Annotated in this window: 23 protein-coding genes; 20 read left to right on the forward strand and 3 right to left on the reverse strand. The window is 65.6% G+C overall.

Features of this window, described 5'->3' with window-relative positions; translation table 11 throughout:
• Positions 1 to 53: 53 nt before the first annotated feature.
• Both G503_RS12960 and G503_RS0100860 read left to right on the forward strand, forming a co-directional pair.
• A complete protein-coding gene (locus tag G503_RS12960) occupies positions 54 to 1,460 on the forward strand; it encodes a histidine kinase (protein WP_084636181.1) in 1,407 nt (468 codons plus the stop codon).
• Between the two features lie 121 nt (positions 1,461 to 1,581).
• The gene (locus G503_RS0100860; RefSeq protein WP_028026093.1) at positions 1,582 to 2,496 is read left to right on the forward strand and encodes a hypothetical protein; all 915 of its coding nucleotides are present in this window, start codon (positions 1,582 to 1,584) and stop codon (positions 2,494 to 2,496) included.
• Between the two features lie 246 nt (positions 2,497 to 2,742).
• On the opposite strand, the gene G503_RS0100865 is transcribed toward G503_RS0100860, so the two are convergent.
• Positions 2,743 to 3,582 (reverse strand): deoxyribonuclease IV, encoded by an 840-nt coding sequence (locus tag G503_RS0100865; protein ID WP_028026094.1) that lies wholly within the window; start codon positions 3,580 to 3,582, stop codon positions 2,743 to 2,745.
• 440 nt (positions 3,583 to 4,022) lie between these two features.
• Here G503_RS0100865 and G503_RS12970 point away from each other — a divergent pair, with 440 nt between their 5' ends.
• The 12 genes from G503_RS12970 to G503_RS0100930 all read left to right on the forward strand — a co-directional run bounded on the left by G503_RS12970 (position 4,023) and on the right by G503_RS0100930 (position 13,513).
• Positions 4,023 to 6,503: a serine/threonine-protein kinase gene (locus G503_RS12970; RefSeq protein ID WP_051190795.1), complete on the forward strand. Its 2,481-nt coding sequence runs from the start codon at positions 4,023 to 4,025 to the stop codon at positions 6,501 to 6,503.
• 321 nt (positions 6,504 to 6,824) lie between these two features.
• Positions 6,825 to 7,196 carry a hypothetical protein gene (locus G503_RS0100875; RefSeq protein ID WP_156891848.1) on the forward strand — a complete coding sequence of 124 codons (372 nt, stop codon included), beginning with the start codon at positions 6,825 to 6,827 and terminating at the stop codon, positions 7,194 to 7,196.
• A 9-nt stretch (positions 7,197 to 7,205) separates the two neighbouring features.
• Positions 7,206 to 7,448, forward strand: coding sequence for a hypothetical protein (locus tag G503_RS0100880; RefSeq protein WP_028026096.1), 243 nt, complete (start codon positions 7,206 to 7,208; stop codon positions 7,446 to 7,448).
• Positions 7,449 to 7,838, forward strand: a complete 390-nt coding sequence (locus G503_RS0100885) for a hypothetical protein (RefSeq protein ID WP_028026097.1) — start codon at positions 7,449 to 7,451, stop codon at positions 7,836 to 7,838. It begins immediately after the preceding gene.
• The gene (locus G503_RS0100890; RefSeq protein WP_028026098.1) at positions 7,838 to 8,047 is read left to right on the forward strand and encodes a hypothetical protein; all 210 of its coding nucleotides are present in this window, start codon (positions 7,838 to 7,840) and stop codon (positions 8,045 to 8,047) included. Before G503_RS0100885 ends, G503_RS0100890 begins: the two co-directional genes overlap by 1 nt.
• Before the next feature lie 283 nt (positions 8,048 to 8,330).
• Positions 8,331 to 8,489, forward strand: a complete 159-nt coding sequence (locus G503_RS16175) for a hypothetical protein (protein WP_156891849.1) — start codon at positions 8,331 to 8,333, stop codon at positions 8,487 to 8,489.
• Between the two features lie 194 nt (positions 8,490 to 8,683).
• A complete protein-coding gene (locus G503_RS0100905; RefSeq protein WP_028026099.1) occupies positions 8,684 to 8,866 on the forward strand; it encodes a hypothetical protein in 183 nt (60 codons plus the stop codon).
• Positions 8,867 to 9,147: 281 nt separating this feature from the next.
• Positions 9,148 to 10,236, forward strand: coding sequence for a hypothetical protein (locus G503_RS0100910; RefSeq protein ID WP_028026100.1), 1,089 nt, complete (start codon positions 9,148 to 9,150; stop codon positions 10,234 to 10,236).
• Positions 10,233 to 10,490, forward strand: coding sequence for a hypothetical protein (locus G503_RS0100915; protein WP_028026101.1), 258 nt, complete (start codon positions 10,233 to 10,235; stop codon positions 10,488 to 10,490). Before G503_RS0100910 ends, G503_RS0100915 begins: the two co-directional genes overlap by 4 nt.
• A 6-nt stretch (positions 10,491 to 10,496) precedes the next feature.
• Entirely contained in the window at positions 10,497 to 11,114 is a 618-nt protein-coding gene (locus G503_RS12975) for a zonular occludens toxin domain-containing protein (RefSeq protein ID WP_035021243.1), read from the forward strand.
• Between the two features lie 153 nt (positions 11,115 to 11,267).
• On the forward strand, positions 11,268 to 12,077 hold the full coding sequence (locus G503_RS0100925) for a rolling circle replication-associated protein (RefSeq protein WP_028026102.1): 810 nt from the start codon (positions 11,268 to 11,270) through the stop codon (positions 12,075 to 12,077).
• A gap of 230 nt (positions 12,078 to 12,307) precedes the next feature.
• Positions 12,308 to 13,513, forward strand: coding sequence for an IS110 family RNA-guided transposase (locus tag G503_RS0100930; RefSeq protein ID WP_028026103.1), 1,206 nt, complete (start codon positions 12,308 to 12,310; stop codon positions 13,511 to 13,513).
• On the opposite strand, the gene G503_RS0100935 is transcribed toward G503_RS0100930, so the two are convergent.
• Both G503_RS0100935 and G503_RS0100940 read right to left on the reverse strand, forming a co-directional pair.
• Positions 13,510 to 13,833, reverse strand: a complete 324-nt coding sequence (locus G503_RS0100935; protein WP_028026104.1) for a hypothetical protein — start codon at positions 13,831 to 13,833, stop codon at positions 13,510 to 13,512. The genes G503_RS0100930 and G503_RS0100935 overlap by 4 nt on opposite strands.
• A gap of 451 nt (positions 13,834 to 14,284) precedes the next feature.
• The gene (locus tag G503_RS0100940) at positions 14,285 to 14,479 is read right to left on the reverse strand and encodes a DUF6724 family protein (protein ID WP_028026105.1); all 195 of its coding nucleotides are present in this window, start codon (positions 14,477 to 14,479) and stop codon (positions 14,285 to 14,287) included.
• A gap of 164 nt (positions 14,480 to 14,643) precedes the next feature.
• Between G503_RS0100940 and serS the strand changes: the two genes are divergently transcribed.
• The 6 genes from serS to G503_RS0100970 all read left to right on the forward strand — a co-directional run bounded on the left by serS (position 14,644) and on the right by G503_RS0100970 (position 21,239).
• A complete protein-coding gene (serS, locus tag G503_RS0100945; protein WP_028026106.1) occupies positions 14,644 to 15,939 on the forward strand; it encodes a serine--tRNA ligase in 1,296 nt (431 codons plus the stop codon).
• 7 nt (positions 15,940 to 15,946) lie between these two features.
• Entirely contained in the window at positions 15,947 to 17,182 is a 1,236-nt protein-coding gene (locus G503_RS0100950) for a hypothetical protein (protein WP_028026107.1), read from the forward strand.
• Positions 17,179 to 17,634 (forward strand): hypothetical protein, encoded by a 456-nt coding sequence (locus tag G503_RS0100955; protein WP_035021247.1) that lies wholly within the window; start codon positions 17,179 to 17,181, stop codon positions 17,632 to 17,634. Before G503_RS0100950 ends, G503_RS0100955 begins: the two co-directional genes overlap by 4 nt.
• Before the next feature lie 2 nt (positions 17,635 to 17,636).
• Positions 17,637 to 19,073 (forward strand): aminotransferase-like domain-containing protein, encoded by a 1,437-nt coding sequence (locus tag G503_RS12980; RefSeq protein WP_084636183.1) that lies wholly within the window; start codon positions 17,637 to 17,639, stop codon positions 19,071 to 19,073.
• Positions 19,074 to 19,275: 202 nt separating this feature from the next.
• On the forward strand, positions 19,276 to 20,280 hold the full coding sequence (locus tag G503_RS0100965) for a D-alanine--D-alanine ligase family protein (RefSeq protein WP_028026109.1): 1,005 nt from the start codon (positions 19,276 to 19,278) through the stop codon (positions 20,278 to 20,280).
• A 434-nt stretch (positions 20,281 to 20,714) separates the two neighbouring features.
• Entirely contained in the window at positions 20,715 to 21,239 is a 525-nt protein-coding gene (locus G503_RS0100970; protein WP_084636184.1) for a YtxH domain-containing protein, read from the forward strand.
• Positions 21,240 to 21,243: the final 4 nt, after the last annotated feature.

Consider the following 21,243-nt stretch of genomic DNA (forward strand, 5'->3'; position numbering starts at 1 on the left):
TGGAGGCTGGCGCCGTGGCAACCCATGAGACCCAAAGCGCATGGACGCGCGGGATGGGCATTCCCAAATTCAACCAGGAAATGCTGGCGGTCACCATTGCGGCCATCGCCGCGGTCACGCTGGTGTGGGCCTTTCTCATGCCCGAGGCGCCGGTGCCCATTCTGGGGGCGGCTGGTGTGGTGTTCACCGTGTCGGTGGTCGTGGTCATCCGCCTGATGATGGACCCCGATTCCGTGCGCGCCCTGCAATCCGACGCCATGCTGCAGCTGGCCTCGTCCATGATCGACTCCATGGGCGAGGGCCTCACGGAAAAGGCCTCCCAGGAGGTGTGCGAGCTACTGTTGCCGAACACCTCGGCCGTGGCCGTGGCCATCACCGATCGCGAATTCGTGCTGGGCTATGCCGGCTACCAGGAGGCAAACAATCCCTCGGGCAGCCGCATCCGCACCACCGCCACTCACCAGGCCATCAAGGACGGCGAGACCCTGGTGCTGCTCAGCCCCGAGGCCATCGGCCTGCCCGTGCCCGCCGACGAGTGCCGCATCAAGGCCGCCATCGTGGAGCCGTTGTGGGTGGGCGACCGCGTAGAGGGCACGTTGAAGTTCTACTACCGCAACGCGAATAAGATCACCGAGACCCAGCGATCGATCGCCCACGGCTTCGCTCAGCTGCTCTCCACCCAGATGGCCGCCGTGGAGATGGAAACCCAGCGCAAGCTGGCCACCGCCATGGAGCTGAAGATGCTGCAAACGCAGATCAACCCCCACTTCCTGTTCAACACCATCAACACCATTGCCTCGTTCATCCGTACCGACCCTATGAAGGCCCGCACTCTGCTGCGCGAGTTCGCCGTGTTCTACCGCCGCACCCTGGAGGATTCCACCGAGCGCATCTCGCTGGCCCGCGAGCTCGACCAGGTGCAGCGCTACTTCAACTTCGAGCTGGCCCGTTTCGGCGAGGCGCGCCTGGGCTTGGAGGTGAACGCCAGCCCCGGCCTGCAGATCATGATGGTGCCGCCGTTTCTGGTGCAGCCCCTGGTGGAGAACGCCATCAAGCATGCCATGCCATCCGAGGGCAAGCTGGTCATCACCGTGGAGGCCGTGGCCGATGGCGACGATGTGGTCATTGTGGTGGGCGACAACGGCGTGGGCATGAGCGAGGAGACCTGCGCCAACATCACTCAGGTGGAGTCGTCCACGGGCCTGGGGATCGCGGTGAAGAACGTGCACGACCGCATGATCGGCTTTTTCGGTCCCGACGCCCAGATGGTGTATACGAGCGAGTTGGGCGTGGGCACCCAGGTGACCCTGCGCTGCCCCGGCTGCGCCAAGGTGACGGTGCCCGTGGAGGAGGTGTCCAGCGCTTCGGCAGCCGAAGATGAGGTGGCTCAGGCCGCGGCGCGCAACGAGGCTACGGTGGCGCAGCTGGCCGAGCTGGTGGCCCAGGTTGACGGCGAGTAAATGCCCGCCGAACTTTCCGCCCTTCGAGCAGGTAAGCGTGGCTTTTTCGTATCGACAACGTCGTCGGGGTCGTATATCATCCCAGTAACTATCGATTTGCCTGTAGCTGTGAGGGGTTTCCGTGTTTGAATTCTTGTCGTCGCCTTTTGGTCTGGTCGCCGTGGGCCTGGGCGTTCTTGCGGTGGCTGTGCTGGCGTTGTGCCTGTGGATCACCACCCTGGATCGCCGCATGCGCGGTATGGCCGACGGCTTGGAAGCGGAACGCCGCAAGGTAGCCGAGATGCAGATGGTCATCGGCCGTCGCAACAACGCCGCCCGCAGTTATGGCGGGCGCCCGCGGGCCGGCCAGCCCGCGCCCCAGGCAGCCCCGCGTCCTGCGCCTGCGGCGGGCGGCATGCCCATAGGGGCTCCGCAGCAAGGTATGCCCATGGGCCACCCGGGCATGGCAGGTGCGCCGGCGGCGACTGCCACGGCGGCACCCCAGCCGGCTGTGGCGCCGGCTTCGCGCCCAGCGCCCCAGCCGGCCCCGCGGCCTGCACCGGCCCCGCGGCCGACCGTCGGCAGTCCGACTCCCGCATCGGCGGGTCGCGCGCCCCAAGGCGTGTCGCGGCGCCGCGGTGGGGGATGGGCGCCCGACGAGCAGCTCCAGGTGGCCTCCGAGCAGATGGCCGAGGCCTGGGTCCAGAGCGGCGGGTTCGGCCAGCAGCCCATTGTGGTGCCCGACAAGAAGATGTCGCGCAAGGCTCGCCGCGAGGCCGAGCGCGCTTTCGCCGCCCGCGCCGCCGCCGAGCTGGAGGCCCGTCAGGCCCGCCGCGCCGCCGAGGCTGCCTCGGCCGCACCGCCGGCGCGCTCCCAGGGCCAACAGGGTATTCGTCCCTACGGAGGCCCGGCGGCCCCCACTCGCGGCTCCCACGCGCCGGCGCCCGTGCCGGGCACGCGCCCGGTGGCCCGCGGGGGCAGCGGGTTCCCCGACCAGTATGGTGCCCCCGCCGGCGCGCCCCAGGCGCCGCTCGGCCGCGGTCGCCACGCCCGCTAGAGCGGATAATGCCGAAGGGGCCGCCAACATCGCGCTGGCGGCCCCTTCTTTTATAGGGGCGACGGTGATGGGGGGGGCGGGCCGCCGGTTGGCGCGAGGCGCCACCGCAAGGCGGGTCGGGGCCGTCGCGCCGCAGCTCGAGCAGTTTTTGCCCTCGGCCCGTCTTCGGTGCAAAGCTGCGGGGACTGCACTTCATCCCGTGCGGCTCCCGTTCCGCATGGCCCGCGCCCGATTGCCCCGAGCCCTTTACTTCCCCGTATACGCCTGCTTGAAGCGGGCCACGTCGTGCTCGTAGATCACTAAGGTGGAGTCGGGCTCTTCCAGGTAGAAGGGTACGCCGGCCAGCTTCGGATGGTTCACCAGGGCCGCCAGGGCGTCAAAGCCGATCTTGCCCTCGCCGATGCGGGCGTGGCGATCCACATGGCTGCCGCGCTCGTGGGTAGCGTCGTTCAAGTGCACAGCCCTCAGCTTGCCCAGCCCGATGGTCTGGTCGAACTGGGACAGCACTCCGTCCAGGTCGTTCACCACATCGTAGCCCTCGGCCCACACGCCGGCGCAGTCGAAGCAGACGCCCACGTGGTCGGCCAGCTTCACCTGGCTGATGATGGCGGCCAGTTGCTCGAAGGAGGTGCCTACCTGGCTGCCCTCTCCGGCCATAGTGTCCAGCAGCACGAGTGTTGTCTGGCTGGGGGTGATCACCTTGTTCAGGGCGTCGGCCACATCGGTCAAGCCCTCATCCACGGAAATGCCCAGGCGGCTGCCGGGGCGCACCAGGTACATCGGCACGGCCAGCTCGGTCAGTTGGGCCAGGTCCTCGGCGTAGGTCATCAGGGCGAAGTCGCGCTCGCTCATCTTGGCCGTGGCCGGATCGGTATCATAGGGCGCGTAGGCCAGCACATCGTGGATGCCGTATTCGGTCGCCAGGGCGCGGTACTCCTGCACATCCTTGGCATCCAGATCGGCCTGCTTGCTGCCGCGCGGGCTGCGCGTGAAATACTGGAAGGTGTTCGCATGGATGGACGCGGCCTCCCGCGCCATTTCCGCGTAGCCGCGGTGCTTCGACAGATGACAACCGATGGTCAACATGGGGGGGGATCCTTTCGCGAGAGGTTTTATGTTTTGTGGCCAAAAAGCCGTCGAGTGAGCTCGAGTTGGTAGAAAAATCATAGTTCAGGGGCTCTTGGGCGGCCGATAGTGGGGGGATTCGTTCAAGAATCCGTTGCTTTGCGCACATTTCGGGCTTCGGACGCGGCTTGAGGAGACCCGCAGAGCTCACTCGACGGCTTTTTGGCCACAAAACGGAAAAGTGCTCTCCTATTCCCCGTTATTTTGCGGTTGTGGGCTTGATGGACTCGAGCGCAGCGTGTTTGCCGGTCGCTGTTGCGTACGGGATTCCGTTGATGCGCGAGCGGTGTTTCTTGCCCGTGGAGGCCGCCGATCTGCCATCGCGCCGATGCCGCTACGATGGTAGAATTGTCCTACCTCAAACTATGCAGCCCAAACGAAGAAGAAGAGGTTATTGCCCTATGGCTTCCTCCCCCCTCATATTGGATCGTTATCGCGTCGTCGGCCAGGCCGGCGCCGGCGGCTACGGCACCGTTGTGCACGCCTTCGACACCCACCTCAAGCGCGATGTGGCTATCAAGTGCATCGAGTTGTCGGAAGACGAAGTGGCCCGCGCGCGCCTGGTTGCCTTGGAGGCGCGCATGGCCGCCGATTTGGAAGGCGGCCAAGGAGCCGCCGCGGCCGCAGGCCGAGTGGCTGGTGCGGTGGGATCGGCGGGGTCGGCGGCTCGCGGCCGCTCGGGAGCGTCCGCGAGTTCTGCCGTCGCCGGCCGTGCAGCCAGCGCTGCCGCCCCGGCGGCTCCGTCGTTCCCTTCCGACCCCGACTTCCTGCGCGGAGTGGACGAGCGGCGCGCCGGCGTGGCGTCCCGGCGCAGCGTGCCGACGGCGGCCGATGAAGTGCCCCCCTGGGAAGATGCCGTTGCAACGCCCGAGGCTCCCTGGGAGGCGACGATCGTGCCCTGGGGCGCCGGCACGGCCGGCTTCGACGCGGGTCCCGCAGCAGGCGCGGGGGTTGACGGCCGCGCCATCCCGCGTAAGACGCGCCACGCCCCCGAGGCGGCCTATGTACCGCCCGTGGAGGTGCAGGAAGCCGCGCCCATCAGCGACTACTTCGACGAGAGCGCCGTGGACGTGCGCCATTTGCGTGGCATTCGCCCCTCGCGCACCATCGACGGGGCTACCGAGCGTCGCCGGCGCCGCGGCGGCCGCCACACCGTCCGCACCGAGTCCGCGGCAGCCAGTGCGCCGGTGGTCTCGCGGCCGGCTCCCTCGACCGACTTCGAAGAGCCCGACGACGCCGATCTGTTCGAGCACATTCCCGGCTTGGAAGAGGCCCGTTCTGTCGCGAAGCTGTCCGATGCCAACATCGTCACGGTGTACGATTGCGCCGTGGAGGACTCCACGGCCTACGTGATCATGGAGTACATCGAGGGCAAGACCCTGGCCGAGATCATCGATGAGATCGACGACAGCATCACCCTCGACATTGTGGCCGCTGTGTTCACGGCCGTGTCCCACGCTTTGGAAGTGGCCCACGGCGAGCAGACCCTGCACTTGGATATCAAGCCCGAGAACGTCATCGTGAACTCCAAGGGCGTGGCCAAGGTGACCGACTTCGGCCTGGCCGCCCTGATGGATGCCACCGGCTCGGGCACCACCGGAGGCGGCACCATCGGCTACATGCCCTTGGAACAGATGCGCCAGGAGCCTCTGGATGTGCGCACCGACGAGTGGGCCCTGGCGAGCCTCACCTACGAGATGCTCACTGGCTCCAACCCGTTCTTCGCCTCCACTCTGCGCGCCGCCGAGGAGCTCATCGAAGACGCCGAGCTGGTGCTGCCCTCGCTGTGCTGGGACGAGCTTGACGCCGAGGCCGACGACATCATGTTCATGGCCCTGGATCCGGAGATGGACGAGCGTTTCGGCACCGTGACGGAGTTCGCCGAGGCGCTCACGCCGCTGCTCGGCAACGCGAAGAAGGGCAAGAAGGCCCTGGCCGACATCGTGAAAGGCGTCGATCTGCCCGAGGCCGACCCCGAGCCCGAGCGGCCCCGCGAGCCGTTGGCCCCCTTCGTGGATCGCCTGGGGTTGCGCGGGGCCGCCATCGTTGCTCGCATTGTGAGTGCCCTTGCGGTGGGCCTGCTGGCCGCCGTGGGTCTGGCGAACATTCACCTGAATGCCGGCTCGCCGGGCGGCTTGCTCGACGACGCGACTGTGGTGTACTGGGTGCTGGTGGCGGTGTGCGCGGCGGTAGCGGCGGTGCGCCCCAGCATCGGCATCCTGTTCGGCTACGCCATGCTGGCCGCGGGCCTGGCTGGGGCGGGCGCTTGGGCACTTACCCTGCTTTTGGCCGCGGTGGTGGCGGGCTGGTGGTATCTCGTGGGATGCCGCGGCACGTCCCAGGCCACGGTGGCGCTGCTGCAGCCGCTGTTCGGCTCCATCGGTTTCGGCGGCTTGGCTCCGGTGGGCGCGGGCGTGTTTCTGCCCGTGATCCAGTCGGCTCTGACGGCGGCCTTCGCCTTCTTCGTGGCCCTCATCATGGCGGCCTGCGGCTCCATGGACGTGATGAATTGGGATGCGCTGCTGCACTTCAGCTTCAGTAACAATCCCCAGGCGGCCTGCGTGGCCCTCATCTCCCAGGGCGGCACCTGGGTCATCGGCATCAGCTGGGTGGTGGCCGCGGCTGCCTACAGCCTCTGCTGCGTGCGCGGCACCAAGGCCTTCGACGTGGCCGGTGCCGTGATCGCGGCCGTGGTGCTCATCGCCGGTGCCTGCGCGGCGGCCCATCTCACCAACTTCGGCGGTTCGTGGCTGCCCGCTCCTTCGGCCCTGCTCGGCGCTTTGGTGCCCGGCGTCATCGGCATCATCGCCGCCGCCATGAACATCCCCGACCGAGCCCGCTGGGCCGAAGAAGAGTGGTATCTGGACGACGAGGCGGTCTAGATCGCAGCGAGGATGCAGCCCCCAAGGGCGCTCTCCCTCCGCCTTCGGGATTCTGGGACCACGGCCGCCTCAACGGGCGTTTCTGACGAGGGCTTGTGCGATCTGAGAAAAAATCGCTGAAAGTGGCGCTGGATTGCGAAAAGTAGGCACCTGGGATGCGCAACATGCGAAACACTGGATAACGGGCCGGTGCTTTCACGGGTCAGCTTCGACGGGTTTTCCGCAAAAGTGGTAGAGCGGTGCGCATGCGCTTACTTTCTACCATTTCGAATCGCAAGGGCGACGGGATGCCGCCGCCGAGATTCGTTAGAGAGGTAGATTATGCTCGCAAAGGTCTGTTCAGTGTTCACCGGCTTCTCCAAGGGCGACTTCGTGGCCGAGGGAGGGGAGAAGATAGACTGGTGCAACGCCGCGTTCTCCGTCCCCGGCACCGCCGACACCTTCCTGCTCAAGGTTCGCCTGGACGAGGTGGATCCCAACCGCCTCAAGCCGTACAAGGCGAATTACCTGATGGTCGATTTCCGCTACGACTCCAAGTTCCGCAACTGGAAGGGCTACATCGTGGACGTGTTCGAGACTCGCGCCCTCTTCGATGCCGCGACCGTGGACAACGACATCCCCGCCGAGCTGTTCGACGAGTCGCCCGCCGTTTCCTCCCTCAAGGCCGCGGCCGTTGCCGCCGCCTCCAAGTAGGCGGTTCCCGTGGCTTCCGCGAACCCCTCGGGCGCCCTCGGCCCCTCGGCCCTCGAGTTGGCCTCCTACGTCGCCGGTTACTGGCGCGACCGCGACCGCGAAGAGGCCTATGCCGCCGTCGTGATCGGCGTCCACATCGACCAGCTCGGAAACATCGTGGGACAGTCCTACCACGTCCACGGCCCCTCCGCCGACTGGAACGACGCTCTCATGTCCGACTTGATGGCGGCCGCCGACGGGGAGGTGGCCTAGATGGACGAGCAGGCTGCCGCGGGCCTGGCCCTGGACGCCTTTTCCACTTTGGACGCACTCCGCCAGGACGTGGCCCAGATCAGGGACGTGAACCTCCAGACCTTCGATCTGCTCAACTCGCAGATTCAGAGGGTCGATGAGCAGATGGAGGCCAAGGGCCTCTCCGTCGAGGTTCCCGCCGACCCCGAGGCCCAGAACCTCCTCCCCGGTGATTCCGCCGACTGGATGACCGAGGTTCACTCCGCGACCGAGGTTCCCGCCGAGTTCTTTTCCGATCTCATGTCCTTCCAGTACATGCACACGGCGCTGTTCGTGTTCATGCTGCTGGCGCTCCTGCTCAACCTGGGCGCGACTCTCTGGCTTGCGTTTTCCGACAAATGGAGGTCTTAATGGATGCTGTTCTTAACGTTCTCGTTGTTCTGTCTCTGCTTGGCGTTGTTGCTTACGCTCTCGCTGTCTATGCGGCGCTGAAGATCGCCTTTACGTGGGCCAAGGCCCGTTGGGACGACGGCTGGGGCAAGCCGCCCCTCCTTCTCAAGTTGCCGCCCCGCGCCTTGTCGGCAGTCCTGGCTCTGGCGTTCCTGGCGGTGGTCTTGTGAGCGATGCTTGCGTCTTGGCCAACGCTTCTCTTCAGCTTTTCTCCGTTGTCTGCCTGTGCCTGATTCTCTTTCTTGAGCTTCGCTCCAGGTGATCTTCGATGGGGATTTTAGATGCGTATCAAGTTGACGGCTGGCTTGATTTCGTCGTCTCGCTCACCGCAGCCGTTCCCGTTGGCTTCCTGCTGGGGATGTTCCTAGGTCTCCTCAGCTTCGGAGTGTTCGGGCTTTTCAGGCTCGTTCGTAGTCTCGTGTCCAAATGATTGAGTAGAAAGGAGTTGATACCATGGAGACCATCAGTACCGCTATGTCTACCGCGATCTCCGGTCTGAGCACCAACCTTCAGACCGCCATCGGTGCGAACCTGCCCGCCATCCTTGGCGTCGCCGCCATCTTCATCGTGGTTCCCGCCGTCTGGGGGTTTGTCAAGCGCTTTAGTCGCTAATCGGCCCCGCCCTTCGGCTCGGGGCGGCGAATCGGGCCGTTCGGGGAGGGCTTCGGCCCTTCCCTTTTCTATTTTAGGAGGTGATTCTTTGTCCGTTTGCACTCGCGCGTTTTCCCTCGCCCTGTCGGCGCTGCTGGCCCTCTCGTCGTGCCTGCCGTGCTATACTCTGGCATATGCAGATGAGGGGAGCGCCTATGTTCTTGAGGAAGAAGATTCGGAAGTCCTCCGATCTGACGGAGGCGGAGTTTCAGCAGCGCCTGGTGAGTTCGAATTCGCGCCTGATGCAGCAGATGAGGGAGCAGCAGGAGGCGGAGTTGGCCCCGAGCCAGAGGGACCTGGAGAGACAGAGGCTTCTTCGTCAGCTGATGGGGGAGTAGATTCTCCGGTTGGCGATATTGACATTTCCCCCTATGCCACATCCTTTTCGGTGATTGACACTCTTGTTGGCTCGGCATGGTCTGGCGAGGGCACCCAATTCGTCATCGGCGGCAATAAAATTGCCGCGAGAAATGGCACTGTCATATGGGCGGTTCTAGCTGCTGCCGATATTCTTGAATCGATCGATTCCAAAATGACTGTTGCTAATAATTATTTTCAGGCTATTGATACCGCTACTAAGGGTATTCAATCTGTTCTTCGCACTCAGTGGGGCTACAAAGTGGGCACCGCCTGGGTCTCCGAGAACAATTCGCCGTACTACTTCCTCCAGTGGATTTACAATTCCACATGGACGGCCTGGGGCTACAACTATGACGGCACGCCCTCCTTCTTCAGCAACTCGCCTGCGGGCTGGCTGAACAACGTCAGTGGCAAGGTAAACTCCTTCTTCCCCGCAATGAATAACAGCTTGGCCGATATTAGCGCGCGGATTAACTTGATCAGAGTTCCCGTTGAGACCTATCTGGGCGCTAGCTTCAACACCCTTGCTGATATCAGCGCGCGCACCAACTTGATCAGGCAGGCCGTTGAAACTTATATCGGCCCCATCTTCAACAACGTCGTTGACGTGAGCGCCCGAATCGCGTTGGTCAGGAGCGAGCTTCTGGCCGTCAAGGACTTGCTCTCTGCCGCTGATTTGGCGGGCGCTTCGGCTCGCCTGGATGATATCTTCCTCGCCCTCGACTCCGATACGGGTATCAGTCGCCTTCTTGCTGAGTGGGCCGACCGCTGGGACGTTCAAGACCGTGTGCTGATGGAGTGGGCCGACCGCTGGGACGTTCAAGACCGTGTGCTGATGGAATGGGGCGCTCGATGGGACGTTCAGGATCGCATGATGGTCGAGTGGGGCAATGCATGGGAGGCCTACCGCGATTCCGTCCTCTCGGCGCTCGGCGACGGCCTTTCCCTCGACGTGTCGGGCATAGAGTCGCGCCTGGACGATATCAGGGGGCTTCTCCTCGCCGCTGGCATGGCCGAGAACGCCAAGGACTTGCTCGATCTGCTGATCGGCGACCTCTCGGGCATCGGGCAGGCTGCGGCAACGGGGGCCATTCAGGGCGCTATGGAGAGCGTCTTTCCCTTCTGTGTTCCCGCCGTTGTCAAGCAGGTGTTCGGGCTTCTCGCCTACGAGGGCTCTGCCCCCGTCTGGGAGTTCGACATATGCGGCCACCCCCTTGTGTGCGACTTCTCGGGGTTCCAGCTGGTAGCCGACTGCACGTCCTGGCTCTCGCGCGTCGGCCTCGTTCTCGCCCTGCTCGCCAACACCCGAAAGTTCGTGTTCTCGCTTAACGGAGGTGGTTCCTCGTGATCTCTGCCATAGTCGGCACTCTGCTCGGCTCCGCCGTCCAGCTCGTCCTCCTCGTGCTGGGGCTGCTCCCGACCATCGATGTCTCGGCGCTCCCCGTGGCCGTTCCCGACTCGGTGCGCGGCGTCCTGTCCACGCTCAACTGGTTCGTCCCCTTCGGCGACCTCGTCGGCATCCTCACGGTGTGGATCGGCCTCGTCCTCGCCCTCAACGTCGCCCTGGCCGTCGCCCAGGTCGTCTCCATAGTTTCGAGGTGATGCGGCGTGATATATCTTTACAGCGGCACTCCCGGGAGCGGCAAGAGCCTCCATGTGGCCCGCGACATACGCGACCACCTGGGCGCCAAGGGGCTCCCCGTCATCGCCAACTTCGACATAAACCCATCGGCAAGGGGCTATGAGGAGCGCTTCACCTGGATGCCCAACGACCGCCTTTCCCCGGACTGGCTCGTGGAGTTCGCCTCCTCCTACTGGGAGGGCCGCCGGGTGCGCGAGGACTCCATCCTGCTCGTCGTGGACGAGGCCCAGCTGGTGTTCAACTCCCGCGCCTGGCAGCAGGGCGAGCGTATGGAGTGGATAGAGTTCTTCAGCCAGCACCGCCACTTCGGGTACAAGGTCGTCCTCATCGCCCAGTTCGACCGCATGATAGACCGCCAGATACGCTGCCTCATCGAGATAGAGGTGAGCCACCGTCGCCTGGGCAACTTCGGCCTTAAGGGCCTCCTTCTCTCGTTGCCCTTCCGGGGGCGGCTGTTCCTGGCCGTCTCGTACTACTACGGCCTGCGCGAGAGGGTCGGCTCGTCGTGGATTCTGCCGCGCCGCGCGTACTTCCGCCTCTACGACTCCTACAGCCGCTTCCGTCAGGTCGGGGCCGCCTCCTGACGCGCGGGGCTCCGGGGCCCCCGCGCGGCGGGAGGCGGCCCCGGGGCGGCCCGCAGGGCCGCGAGGGGCGCTCCCGCGCCCCTATTAACTTGATTAAGTCACACAATTGAACCCGCCCCAGGTCACGGGGTCGCGAGATTTAGGATGTTTCTTATGGGAATTGTTCCGCCCTCGAAGTACATTAAGGCCGTTGACTGCGGCAACACGGTTATCTTTCGGCACTGCCCCTTCGAGCCGCCCGAGGAGCCGCGTATCGAGAGGCTCGATGAGTGCCATTACCTGGTCAAGCGCACCCGCGAGGTGCGCCGCTACGCGCCCCGCTCCGAGGTCAAGGGGGACAACCTGCGCAGCGTCCGTCAGTCGTTCAACCGCTTGAAGTCGCTCATCAACGCCAACGTCTCGTGCAACGAGGGGGTGCGCTTCGTCACGCTCACCTACGCGGAGAACATGGTCGACAACTCCCGCCTCACCCCTGATTTGCGCCGCTTCTTCAAGCGGATGCGCTCGCTCTACGGGCCCTTCGAGTACGTCTACGTTAAGGAGCGACAGGCACGGGGGGCGTGGCACGTGCATTGCGTCATGTTCTTCGACGGCGAGGCGCCCTATATGCCCAACGACGCTGACGATCACCCCGTGCGCGACGCATGGGGCCAGGGTTTCGTTAACGTCCGGGGCTTCTCGGGCGACGTGAACAACCTCGGCAATTACCTTTGCGCCTACCTGACCGACGATGACGCCGCGGGTAAGAAGGGCGCGAGGCTCGCCAACTACGAGTCGGGCATCCGGCTCTTCAACTGCTCGCGCGGCCTTTGCCGCCCGACCTATGCCCGCGTGGCGTGGGAGGACTACGCCGCCTACGCCTCTTCTCCCAACGTCTACCTGGTGAGCGAGTCGGAGACCTCGTTCCTGGCGGGCGAGTGCGGGCGCGCGAAGTCCGTGAGCCAGATATTCATCGAGAGGTAGCAACTGACAGACCGCCGCCCTCCAGGGCGGCTCGGACACCCCTTCCGGGCCGGGAGCGCGCCGAATACTTTGCGGCCAGACCGCGTGCGAAAAGCTGCGCGGCCCGTCGCGGGCGAGGCGAGACCGCCGATGAGCTGGATGCGGCGCCGACCGCGTGTCTCTTTCGGAAAGGTGCGGCTGCCGGAGCCGCGCGGGCCCCGTGTCCCGGGGCGGGGAGATCGGAGTTTCGAATGAAGTTCGCGGGGATAGACATCGCCAAGCGCGAGCACTGGATGGCCGTGGTGGACGCGGAGGGGCGCGCGGTGCTGCCTCCGACGGCCTACGCCAACGACTCGGAGGGCCTGGCCGCCATGGTGGCCGATCTGGCGTCCCTTGGCGGAGAGGTGGAGGCCGCCATGGAGTCCACGGGATGCTACTGGCGCTCGTGCCACCGGGCCCTCTCCCTCGCGGGCATCCCTGTGGCCGTGATGAATCCCGTGCGCACCTGCGCGGCGCGGAAGTCCTCCAACCTGGGCCGCGCCAAGACCGACGCGGTGGACTGTCTCGTGATCGCCGACTTCGCGCGCAGGGAGCGCCCCGCGCCCACCGTCTCGCCCGACGGCGACCTCGCCCAGCTGCGGGAGCTGGCGCGCCTGCGCCGCTCGCTCTCGGGCGACGCCGCCCGCTGCAAGCTCCGCCTGACCGCGCTCCTCGACCAGGTGTGGCCCGAGTTCGCGCGGCTGTTCGCCGACCGCTTCTGCGGCTCGGCCCTGGCCTCCCTGCGCTGGCTTTCGGAGGGCTCGGGCGATCTGGATTCGCTGGCCGACGCCCTGGGCGGCGCCAGCCGCGGCCGCTTCGGGTCCGCCAAGGCCTCTGAGGTCGCGGCCTCGCTCTCCTCCACCTGCGGGGTGCCCGCGTCCCCAGCCCATCTGCTGGAGCTGCGCCTTCTCCTCGGCCAGCTGGACTTCTCGGCGGCCCAGATCGCCGAGGCCGATGCCGCCATGGCCCCGCTTCTTGAGTCGGCGGCCCCGACGCTTCGCACCGTCCCCGGCATCGGCCCCGCGCTCGCGTGCCAGATCGCCGCCGAGGTGGGGGACGCCTCGCGGTTCGAGTCGCCGGGCAAGCTGGTGGCGCTCGCGGGCCTCGACCCCGCGCGCTTCCAGTCGGGCGGCTTCGAGTCGGAGCGCACGCGCATATCCAAGCGCGGGAGCGCCTACCTGCGCCGCTCCCTCTACATCGCCGCCCAGGCCGCCCTGCGCTCCGACTGCGAGTTCCGCGACTTCTACGACCGCCTGCGCGCCCGGGGCAAGTCGCACCGCTGCGCCGTCTGCGCCGTGGCCCGCAAGATGCTCTGCGTGGTGTGGGCGCTCATGCGCTCGGGCGAGGAGTACAGCCGCGAGCGGCATTCGGCAAAGGGAGAAGCCCCCGAGGGGGCCTCTCCGGTTGAGGTTGGCTAGAGCTCTTGGACGAGCCAGGTTCCGGATTCTGTCTGAATGACGTTCCCCTTTACGTCCTCGATGGCGGTTACGAGGTCTTCCAGCTGGTCGGGTTCGTATACGGTCGGCAGTCCTTTGTCGAAGTAATGATAGTCATTCCACATGTCTGCGGCGCTCCTGTATTCCGTCCACTCTCCCCGGAGCTTCCCCGGGTCGACCTCCTCATCGGTGCCGTCCGCGTCATACCAGTCGATTATGGCGGCCAGCGCGGCCTTGCTGAAGCAGTTCAGGCCCTCGTAGGCGGTCAGATCTTCGACGGTTGCAGTGATGTACAGTGCCATGGGATGCCCCTTTCGTCCGTGGAGCCAGGCCCTCTGCCTCGCTCCTGATGGGGCGTCCGGCTCACGGGGCGGGCGGCGCGTCAAGGCTTCTCGGAGGAAAAGTTTTTTCCGCTGTCCTTTTGTTGAAGATGAAAAAAGTTTTCCTCGCCTTGACGCGCAGTTTGCTCCGTGAGATCGTGCGCTTCATCTGGTGCGATGCAGGGGGCCGTCCCCGGGCGGGAGCGATCTTTCATGTTTCGTCAACGCGGCTCTCGGGGTCATTTTCGATCCCTCGCGCTTGAAAAAAGTGCTTGACGAAATGATAGCTGGTGTTTCGCAATCCAGTGCCACTCTCGGTGAACTTTTCGCAATCCAGTGCCACTTTCGGCGACGTGATTGCGAAAAAAAGCCCCCGCCGGGCGATGGTGCCGGGCGGGGGCTCGGGTAATTCGACTCTCGTGCAAGTGCGGCGCTACTTCTCGTCTTCCTCGTCGTCATCGAACAGGGACCAGTCGTCCTCGGTCTTCTCGTGGTTCTTGAACTGCTTGCGGGTCTTCCGCTCCAGAATTAGGCAGACGATGACGCTGACCAGCAGGCCGCCGCCGACCAGGATGCCAATGCCCGGCATGGTCTCGAACAGGAAGTGGTACAACTCCTCGATATTCATGGGCGCCCTCCTCGTCTTTGCGAACGCCGCGGCTGTGGCGGCGGTGGTATCGGTGTTGTGCAGGTGAAAGTATACTATGCTTCTTCACCGCAAACGCAATCTCCATGCCTACTGGTTGCGCTATACTGGTCGAACGCAAAACGCACGATCCAAGGAGCACTCTTATGCTGGATGTCAAATATGTACGCGATCATCTTGACGAAGTGGCCGAGGCCATGAAGAATCGCCATGCGCATTTCGACCCGGAGCGGTTTGCCTCCCTTGACGTGCGACGCCGCGAGGTCATCGCCGAGGAAGAGGCCCTGCAGGCCGAGCGCAACCGTATCTCCAAGCAGATCGGCGCGCTTATGGGCCAGGGCAAGAAGGACGAGGCCGAGGCCGCCAAGGAGCAGGTGCGCCAGATCAACGAGAAGCTGGAGGCGGCCAGCGCCGCCCGCACCGAGGCCGACGACGCTCTGAACACCCTGCTGATGAGCGTGCCGAACCTGTGCGACGCCTCTACTCCCATCGGCGAGGACGAGGACGACAACCCCGAGGTGCGCCGCTGGGGCACCCCGCGCGATTTCGCGGCCGAAGGCTTTGAGGCCCAGGCTCACTGGGATCTGGGGCCGGCCCTGAATATCATCGACTTCGAGCGTGGCGTGAAGCTGGCCGAGAGCCGCTTCTACGTGCTCGGTGGCGCTGGTGCCCGCCTGGAGCGCGCGCTTATCTCCTTCATGCTGGATCAGCACACCGAGCGCGGTTACAAGGAGTGGTGGGTGCCGGCCATGGCCAACGCCGCCACGCTCACGGGCACCGGCCAGCTGCCGAAGTTCGAGGAAGACCTGTTCCACACCACCGAGGGGCTCTACCTCATTCCCACCGCCGAGGTGCAGCTGACCAACCTGCACGCCGGCGAGGTGCTCGACGCCGACCAGCTGCCGCTGCACTACTGCGCCTTCACCCCCTGCTTCCGCGAGGAGGCGGGTTCGGCCGGCCGCGATACCCGCGGCATCATCCGCGTGCACCAGTTCTCCAAGGTGGAGATGGTGAAGTTCGCCACCCCCGAGACCGGCTTTGCCGAGCTGGAGTCCATGGTGGAAGACGCCGAGAACATCCTGCAGAAGCTGGAGCTGCCCTATCGCGTCATCAGCCTGTGCACCGGTGACATCGGCTTCTCCTCCGCCAAGACCTACGACGTTGAGGTGTGGCTGCCCAGCTACAACGCCTACAAGGAAATCTCCTCGTGCAGCTGCTGCACCGACTTCCAGGCCCGCCGCGCCAACATCAAGTACCGCGATCCGGCCAACTTCAAGGGCACCCGCTTCGCCTATACCCTGAACGGATCGGGTCTGGCCGTGGGCCGCACCATGGCCGCGGTCATCGAGAACTACCAGAACCCCGACGGCACCATCACGGTGCCCGAGGTGCTCGTACCCTACATGGGCGGCAAAACGGTGATTGGGCCGGAAGAGGTTTAGCACACCCATGGACGAGCAGTCGCGCGAGCTGGGGGGGCGCAACAACCCCCGGCGCCGCGCTCAAAGGGAGCGGGCGCGCCACGCAGCATCCACGCCGCCCTCTGCGAGCGGGCCCTTGGCGGGCGCGCGGCGAGCGGCTGACGCCTCGGTGTCGGGTGTGGTTCCCGGAGCTGAGACGGCGCCCTCGGCCGAGACGACCGCCGCGGCTTCGGCCGAGATCACCTCAGCGGCCTCCGCGACGGGCGTGTCAGCGGACGGTTCAGCCGACGGCGCTCCCGCCCCGGAAATCGCAACCGAGTCCGAAGGCGAGGCGGCGGCCGACGGTCAGGATGCGGCCGCAGCGCAGAGTGCCCCACGGGCGAATCGCGCGGTCCGTCCCTCGGCGCGGCCGGCGGTGAAGCAGCCGCGCTGGACCCGGGGCAAGATCGCCGCGGCGTCGGTGGGCGCGCTGTTCGTCGTGCTGGCTGTGGCCCTGGTTTGCGGTTTCACTTGGCTGCGCTGGTTTTCCGCCGACGATGCGAGCGATTTTCGCGGCACGTGGTACCTGGCGGGCACATCCACGCCCATCATCATCACCGAAGACCGCATCCACCTGACCGACGACGTGTCCTACAAGTACACCATGGACACCGGCGACAAGACCATCGAGTTCACCTTCGGCAACCTGGCTGGCTCGGGCCGCTACCGCTTTTCTCTGGACCGCAACCAGCTGGCTCTGGTGGACGGCAAGTTCAGTGGCGGCGACACCCTGAGCAGCGATATCGGCTGGACCATCCAGGCGCTGTGGGAAAACCTGCGCGGCGCGCCCCTGGCCCCGGCCGAGAAGGCGGGGAAGGGCGTCACGCTGCTGTCGCGCACGCCCACAGCCCAGGCCCCCGATCCCGATGCCGCAGCTGATGGTCTCGATGCCGATGGAGAAGGCGCTGGCGATGATGTCCAGGTGATCGAGGACGAGACCTTGGGCGACCTGTCCGATCCCGATGGCGGCGACGGCATCCTGGGCGCGCCTGGCGACAAGCCCGCCGAGGAAGCGGGAGGGTCCGATGATCCGCAGGCTGGGGGCGCAGGCGATGCTGATGCGACGGGCGCCGACAGTGATGGCGCGAGCGGCGCTGCGGACGAGGGCGACGAGGGCGATGGCGCGACGTCCCGTGCGGGCACCGACGATGCCGCTGCTGGCGACGCCTCGTCCCGCAGTGCCGATCGCCCCGACGACCCCGCATCGGCGGCCGATCAGTCGTGAGCGCCCTGGCTGTCGAGCGCATCGCCTTCGAGCGCGATCGCATGGTGCTGCTCGTGCGCGTGGCCGGCGGCCCTGCAGCCTGCCTCGGTCCTGCCGCGGCCGCTCGCCTGAGCGCCGCGCGCCCCTTCCTTACCCGGCACGCCTGCTTGAACGCCGAGGGGGCTTCCTTCGGCGCTATCCTGGACCGCACCTCGCTGCCCCATGTGTTGGAGCATCTCGTCATCGATTTTCAGGCCGAGGCCCAGGCCCAGGCTGCCGCCCGCGGCGCACATCGCCCCGCCGCGACCTTCTCAACCGCTCGCAACCGTTCGGCGGCTACTTTTGTCGGTACAACGGAATGGTTGGACGAGCGTGCGGGGCTGGCGCGGGTTGCAGTAAACTTTACCGATGACCTCATCGCTCTGGCGGCCCTGAAAGCCGCCTGCGCGCTTATGGAAGGGATGGTGGATTAGCCATGTCATCAGCTCACATCACCTTCGACACCACCGGCGACAAGATCGCCCGCCGCGTCCGCAAGATGCGCCCCTCGGCGGTGCGCAACCTCTTTGCCGCCGCCACCCGCGACGATGTGATCTCGCTGTCCGGCGGCATGCCCGCCGTGTCGCTGTTGCCCGTGGAAGATGTGCGTCGCGCCACCCTGGCCGCCATCGAGACCGAGCGCGCCCGCGCCGTCTCGCTGCAGTACGGGCCCACCGACGGCCTGGCCGGCCTGCGGGCCGTGCTCGCCGATATGATGCGCGACCTGGGCATTCGCGTGAAGGCTGACCAGATTCTCGTTACATCGGGGGCCCAGCAGGCCCTCACGCTCATCGCCGAGGCCTTCATCGATCCGGGCGACATCATCATCACCGAGGGCCCCACCTATCTGGGGGCGCTGCAGGCTTTTTCCGCCTTCGAGCCCGATGTGCGCGCCATCCCCTTCGATGACGAGGGCATGCGCATGGACCTGCTGGAGGCGGAACTTAAGCGCATTGGCAAGAACAACCCGCGCCTGAAGTTCTGCTACACCATCCCGAACTTTCAGAACCCCGGCGGCGTCACCATGACCGCCGAGCGCCGCCGTCGCCTGCTGGAACTGGCGGCCGAGTACAACTTCATGGTGGTGGAAGACGACCCCTACGGGCGTTTGCGCTACGACGGCGGCCATCAGGTGCCCTTGAAGGCCATGGACGACTCGGTCATCTACCTGGGCACTATCTCGAAGATGCTGGGTCCGGGCCTGCGCACGGGCTGGGTAGCTGCCCCCGAGGCGGTGCTCGCGCGCATCAATCTGGTGAAGCAGGGGGCCGACTTGTGCGGCAGCGCCTTCGACCAGCTGATCGTGCAGCACTACTTCGCCGACATCCCCTGGCAGCGCACGTTGCAGAAGTTCATCGGCGTGTACAAAGAGCGCCGCGACACCATGCTGGCGGCCCTGGAGGAGTTCTTCCCGCCCGAGGCTCGCTGGACCCATCCCGAGGGCGGCATGTTCCTCTGGATCACGCTGCCCGACTATATGGATACCGATTCGATGCTTGCCGAAGCGCTGGAGGCGGGCGTAACCTATGTGCCGGGGAATTCGTTTTTCCCCGACGGCGTAACCGGAAAGAACTCCATGCGCGTCAACTTCAGCTTCGAGACGCCCGAATCGATCACCGAAGCGGTGCGACGTTTGGCCGGGGTTATCGAGGAGCGCCTGGAACTGTACCGCGTGTTCATCAACGCCGGCGCGCTGCCGGGTTACGGAAAGGAGGCCGTCATGGCCGAGAACGAGCGCGAGAACTGGGACGAGGTTATCGTGGCGTCCGAGGAGAACGAGGAGGCCGTCATGCAGTCCCACGATGGCGATGCCGCCCAGATCGAGATCGCTGAGCAGAAGGTGGCCGAGGCCCAGGAGGAAGCCGCCGAGTAAACCAGGCGTCGGCCGGTCGGGTGGTTTTCGGTCCGCGTTCGATCGCGGACGGGCGGCCTAAAGGCCGTCCCTACGGAGGGCTGGCGGCTGGGGTGCGTCGAGCACGGGCATCGGCTTCCGATTGAACTCGCAGGGCCGGCCTTCAACCCGCCCGCAAGCGCGTCGTCGTACTGCGGGGAGTTTCTACGAAAAGGAGAAGTGCATGAAAGTAGCAGTGCTCATGGGAGGCAAGTCCTTCGAGCGCGAGGTGTCGCTGGCCTCGGGCAAGGTGGTCTGCGAAGCCTTGGAAGAGGCCGGCCACAAGGTGGTGCCGCTGGACACCAACGCCGATCTGGTGCCCACGCTGCGCAGCGAGCGGCCCGATGTGGTCTACAACGCCCTGCACGGCAAGGACGGCGAGGACGGCACCATCCAGAGTCTGCTGGAGTTCCTCGGCCTGCCCTTCGTGGGCTCGCCGGCCAGCGTGTGCCACCGCGCCTGGAACAAGGATGCCCTGCACTCCTCCCTGGAGAAGTATCGCGACATCACCGGCGAGGAGGGCATCGCAAGCTGGCCTCAGGGCGTGTACCTGGCCAAGGACGCCTTCAAGTCTATGGGCGCTGCCACAGCGCTGGACATGGTGGCCGACCGCGTGATCGGCGGCTATCCCGTCTGCGTGAAGCCGGCCCACGGCGGCAGCGCGCTCGGCGTGCATAAGGTGAGCTCCCAGGACGAGCTGGGCGAGGCCGTGCTCGATGCCCTGTCCTTCGACGAGGCCGTGAACATTGAGCAGTGGGTCGATGGCGTGGAGGTGTCCGTGGCGGTGCTCGGCACCGGCTGGGACGCCTATGCCCTGCCGCCCGTGGAGATCGTGGCCCGCGAGGGGGAGTTCTTCGACGCAGCGGCCCGCATGGCCGATGACGCCGTGGAGTTCTTCTGCCCCGTGCGCCCCGCGTCCCTGTCGCCCGACGAGGCCGCGGCCCAGGCCATCCGCGCCGAGATCGAGCGCGCGGCTCTGGAAGTGTATCGGGCCTACGGCGCCCGCGACCTCGGCCGTGTCGACCTGGTATGGGACGGCGGTCAGGCGCGCTGCTTCGAGCTGGACGTGTCCCCGGGCATGACGCCGCACTCGCTGTTCCCCATGGCCTGCGGGGCCGCCGGACTCACCCTGCCCAAGGTGATGGACACCCTGGTGACCGAGGCTTACGCCCGCGGCGCCAAGTTCTAGGCTGCGGCCGAGCTTCCCCAAGTGCGGAAATTTGCGTTATCGCGAGGTTTGTTTATCTGAATGTGCGGAAATTTGCGTTATCGCGAGTCTGAAATGGTCCGTCGTTGAAGTAGGGCTCGCGATAACGCAATTTTTCGCATCCGAGCCACCTGCGAGCCAGGTAGGGGTTTCGCGGCCGACCCAGGCCAAGACGCTTTCGGCGATGCACCTTCGCAAGGATCGCTATGGCGACCGCTCGTGCTTTCGACCCCGCTTGTTTCCGTAGCCTGTGACCATATTGCGCACAGGCTACGGTTTTTTATGCGAGTTTTCCTCATCGATGATGTTTGACAGCTTGTTTACCGTAAGGTGAGAACCGCAAAGTGCAGACGGTTTTGCCGCTTGCGCCCCCTATAATGAGCGAACTTGATATTCCGTCGATAAAGGAGGCAGTTATGGCCAACAAATTTGGAATGTTTCTGATCGGTGGCGTCGTCGGTGCCGTCGCAGCCCTGCTGGCCGCGCCGCGTCCGGGTGCTGAGACCCGCGCCATGGTGGCCGACAAGGCCAACGACATCCTGGGCGACGCCCAGCAGTGGGGCGGCCAGGCTGCGGCCGGCGCCCAGCATATCTACCAGGAGGCTGCCAGCAAGGGCGCCGAAGTGGTGAACAACGTGACCGCCAAGGGCCAGGAGATCGCCTCCGAGGCCGCTGCCCGCGGTGCCGATATGGCCGCATCCATCCAGGAGGTCGCCAGCAACATCTCCCCCACCATCAACGAGAAGGGCGACGAGCTGCGCGAGAAGATCGAAGCTGCCCGTCAGCGCATCGCCGACCAGGTGGCCAAGAACGTGGATGACGATGCCGTGAGCGACGCGGTTTCCACCGCTGCCGATGCCGTGGCCGACAAGGCCGACGATGTGGCGGAGAAGGCCGAAGAGGTGGCTGACAAGGCTGCCAAGCACAAGGCCGACAAGTAGTCTC

Source organism: Adlercreutzia mucosicola DSM 19490 (genome assembly GCF_000422625.1).
In the GTDB taxonomy this organism is placed as follows: Bacteria; Actinomycetota; Coriobacteriia; order Coriobacteriales; family Eggerthellaceae; genus Adlercreutzia; species Adlercreutzia mucosicola.

Excerpts from the sequence above, each read along its gene's own strand:
- G503_RS12980 (WP_084636183.1), top strand. The coding sequence starts at position 17,637 with ATGTCATCAGCTCACATCACCTTCGACACCACCGGCGACAAGATCGCC.
- G503_RS0100905 (WP_028026099.1), top strand. The coding sequence starts at position 8,684 with ATGTTCTTGAGGAAGAAGATTCGGAAGTCCTCCGATCTGACGGAGGCG.
- serS (WP_028026106.1), top strand. The coding sequence starts at position 14,644 with ATGCTGGATGTCAAATATGTACGCGATCATCTTGACGAAGTGGCCGAG.
- G503_RS0100890 (WP_028026098.1), top strand. The coding sequence starts at position 7,838 with ATGGATGCTGTTCTTAACGTTCTCGTTGTTCTGTCTCTGCTTGGCGTT.
- G503_RS0100940 (WP_028026105.1), bottom strand. The coding sequence starts at position 14,479 with ATGAATATCGAGGAGTTGTACCACTTCCTGTTCGAGACCATGCCGGGC.
- G503_RS12960 (WP_084636181.1), top strand. The coding sequence starts at position 54 with ATGGGCATTCCCAAATTCAACCAGGAAATGCTGGCGGTCACCATTGCG.
- G503_RS0100950 (WP_028026107.1), top strand. The coding sequence starts at position 15,947 with ATGGACGAGCAGTCGCGCGAGCTGGGGGGGCGCAACAACCCCCGGCGC.
- G503_RS12970 (WP_051190795.1), top strand. The coding sequence starts at position 4,023 with ATGGCTTCCTCCCCCCTCATATTGGATCGTTATCGCGTCGTCGGCCAG.
- G503_RS0100965 (WP_028026109.1), top strand. The coding sequence starts at position 19,276 with ATGAAAGTAGCAGTGCTCATGGGAGGCAAGTCCTTCGAGCGCGAGGTG.
- G503_RS16175 (WP_156891849.1), top strand. The coding sequence starts at position 8,331 with ATGGAGACCATCAGTACCGCTATGTCTACCGCGATCTCCGGTCTGAGC.
- G503_RS0100930 (WP_028026103.1), top strand. The coding sequence starts at position 12,308 with ATGAAGTTCGCGGGGATAGACATCGCCAAGCGCGAGCACTGGATGGCC.
- G503_RS0100885 (WP_028026097.1), top strand. The coding sequence starts at position 7,449 with ATGGACGAGCAGGCTGCCGCGGGCCTGGCCCTGGACGCCTTTTCCACT.
- G503_RS0100925 (WP_028026102.1), top strand. The coding sequence starts at position 11,268 with ATGGGAATTGTTCCGCCCTCGAAGTACATTAAGGCCGTTGACTGCGGC.
- G503_RS0100865 (WP_028026094.1), bottom strand. The coding sequence starts at position 3,582 with ATGTTGACCATCGGTTGTCATCTGTCGAAGCACCGCGGCTACGCGGAA.
- G503_RS0100970 (WP_084636184.1), top strand. The coding sequence starts at position 20,715 with ATGGCCAACAAATTTGGAATGTTTCTGATCGGTGGCGTCGTCGGTGCC.
- G503_RS0100935 (WP_028026104.1), bottom strand. The coding sequence starts at position 13,833 with ATGGCACTGTACATCACTGCAACCGTCGAAGATCTGACCGCCTACGAG.
- G503_RS0100875 (WP_156891848.1), top strand. The coding sequence starts at position 6,825 with ATGCTCGCAAAGGTCTGTTCAGTGTTCACCGGCTTCTCCAAGGGCGAC.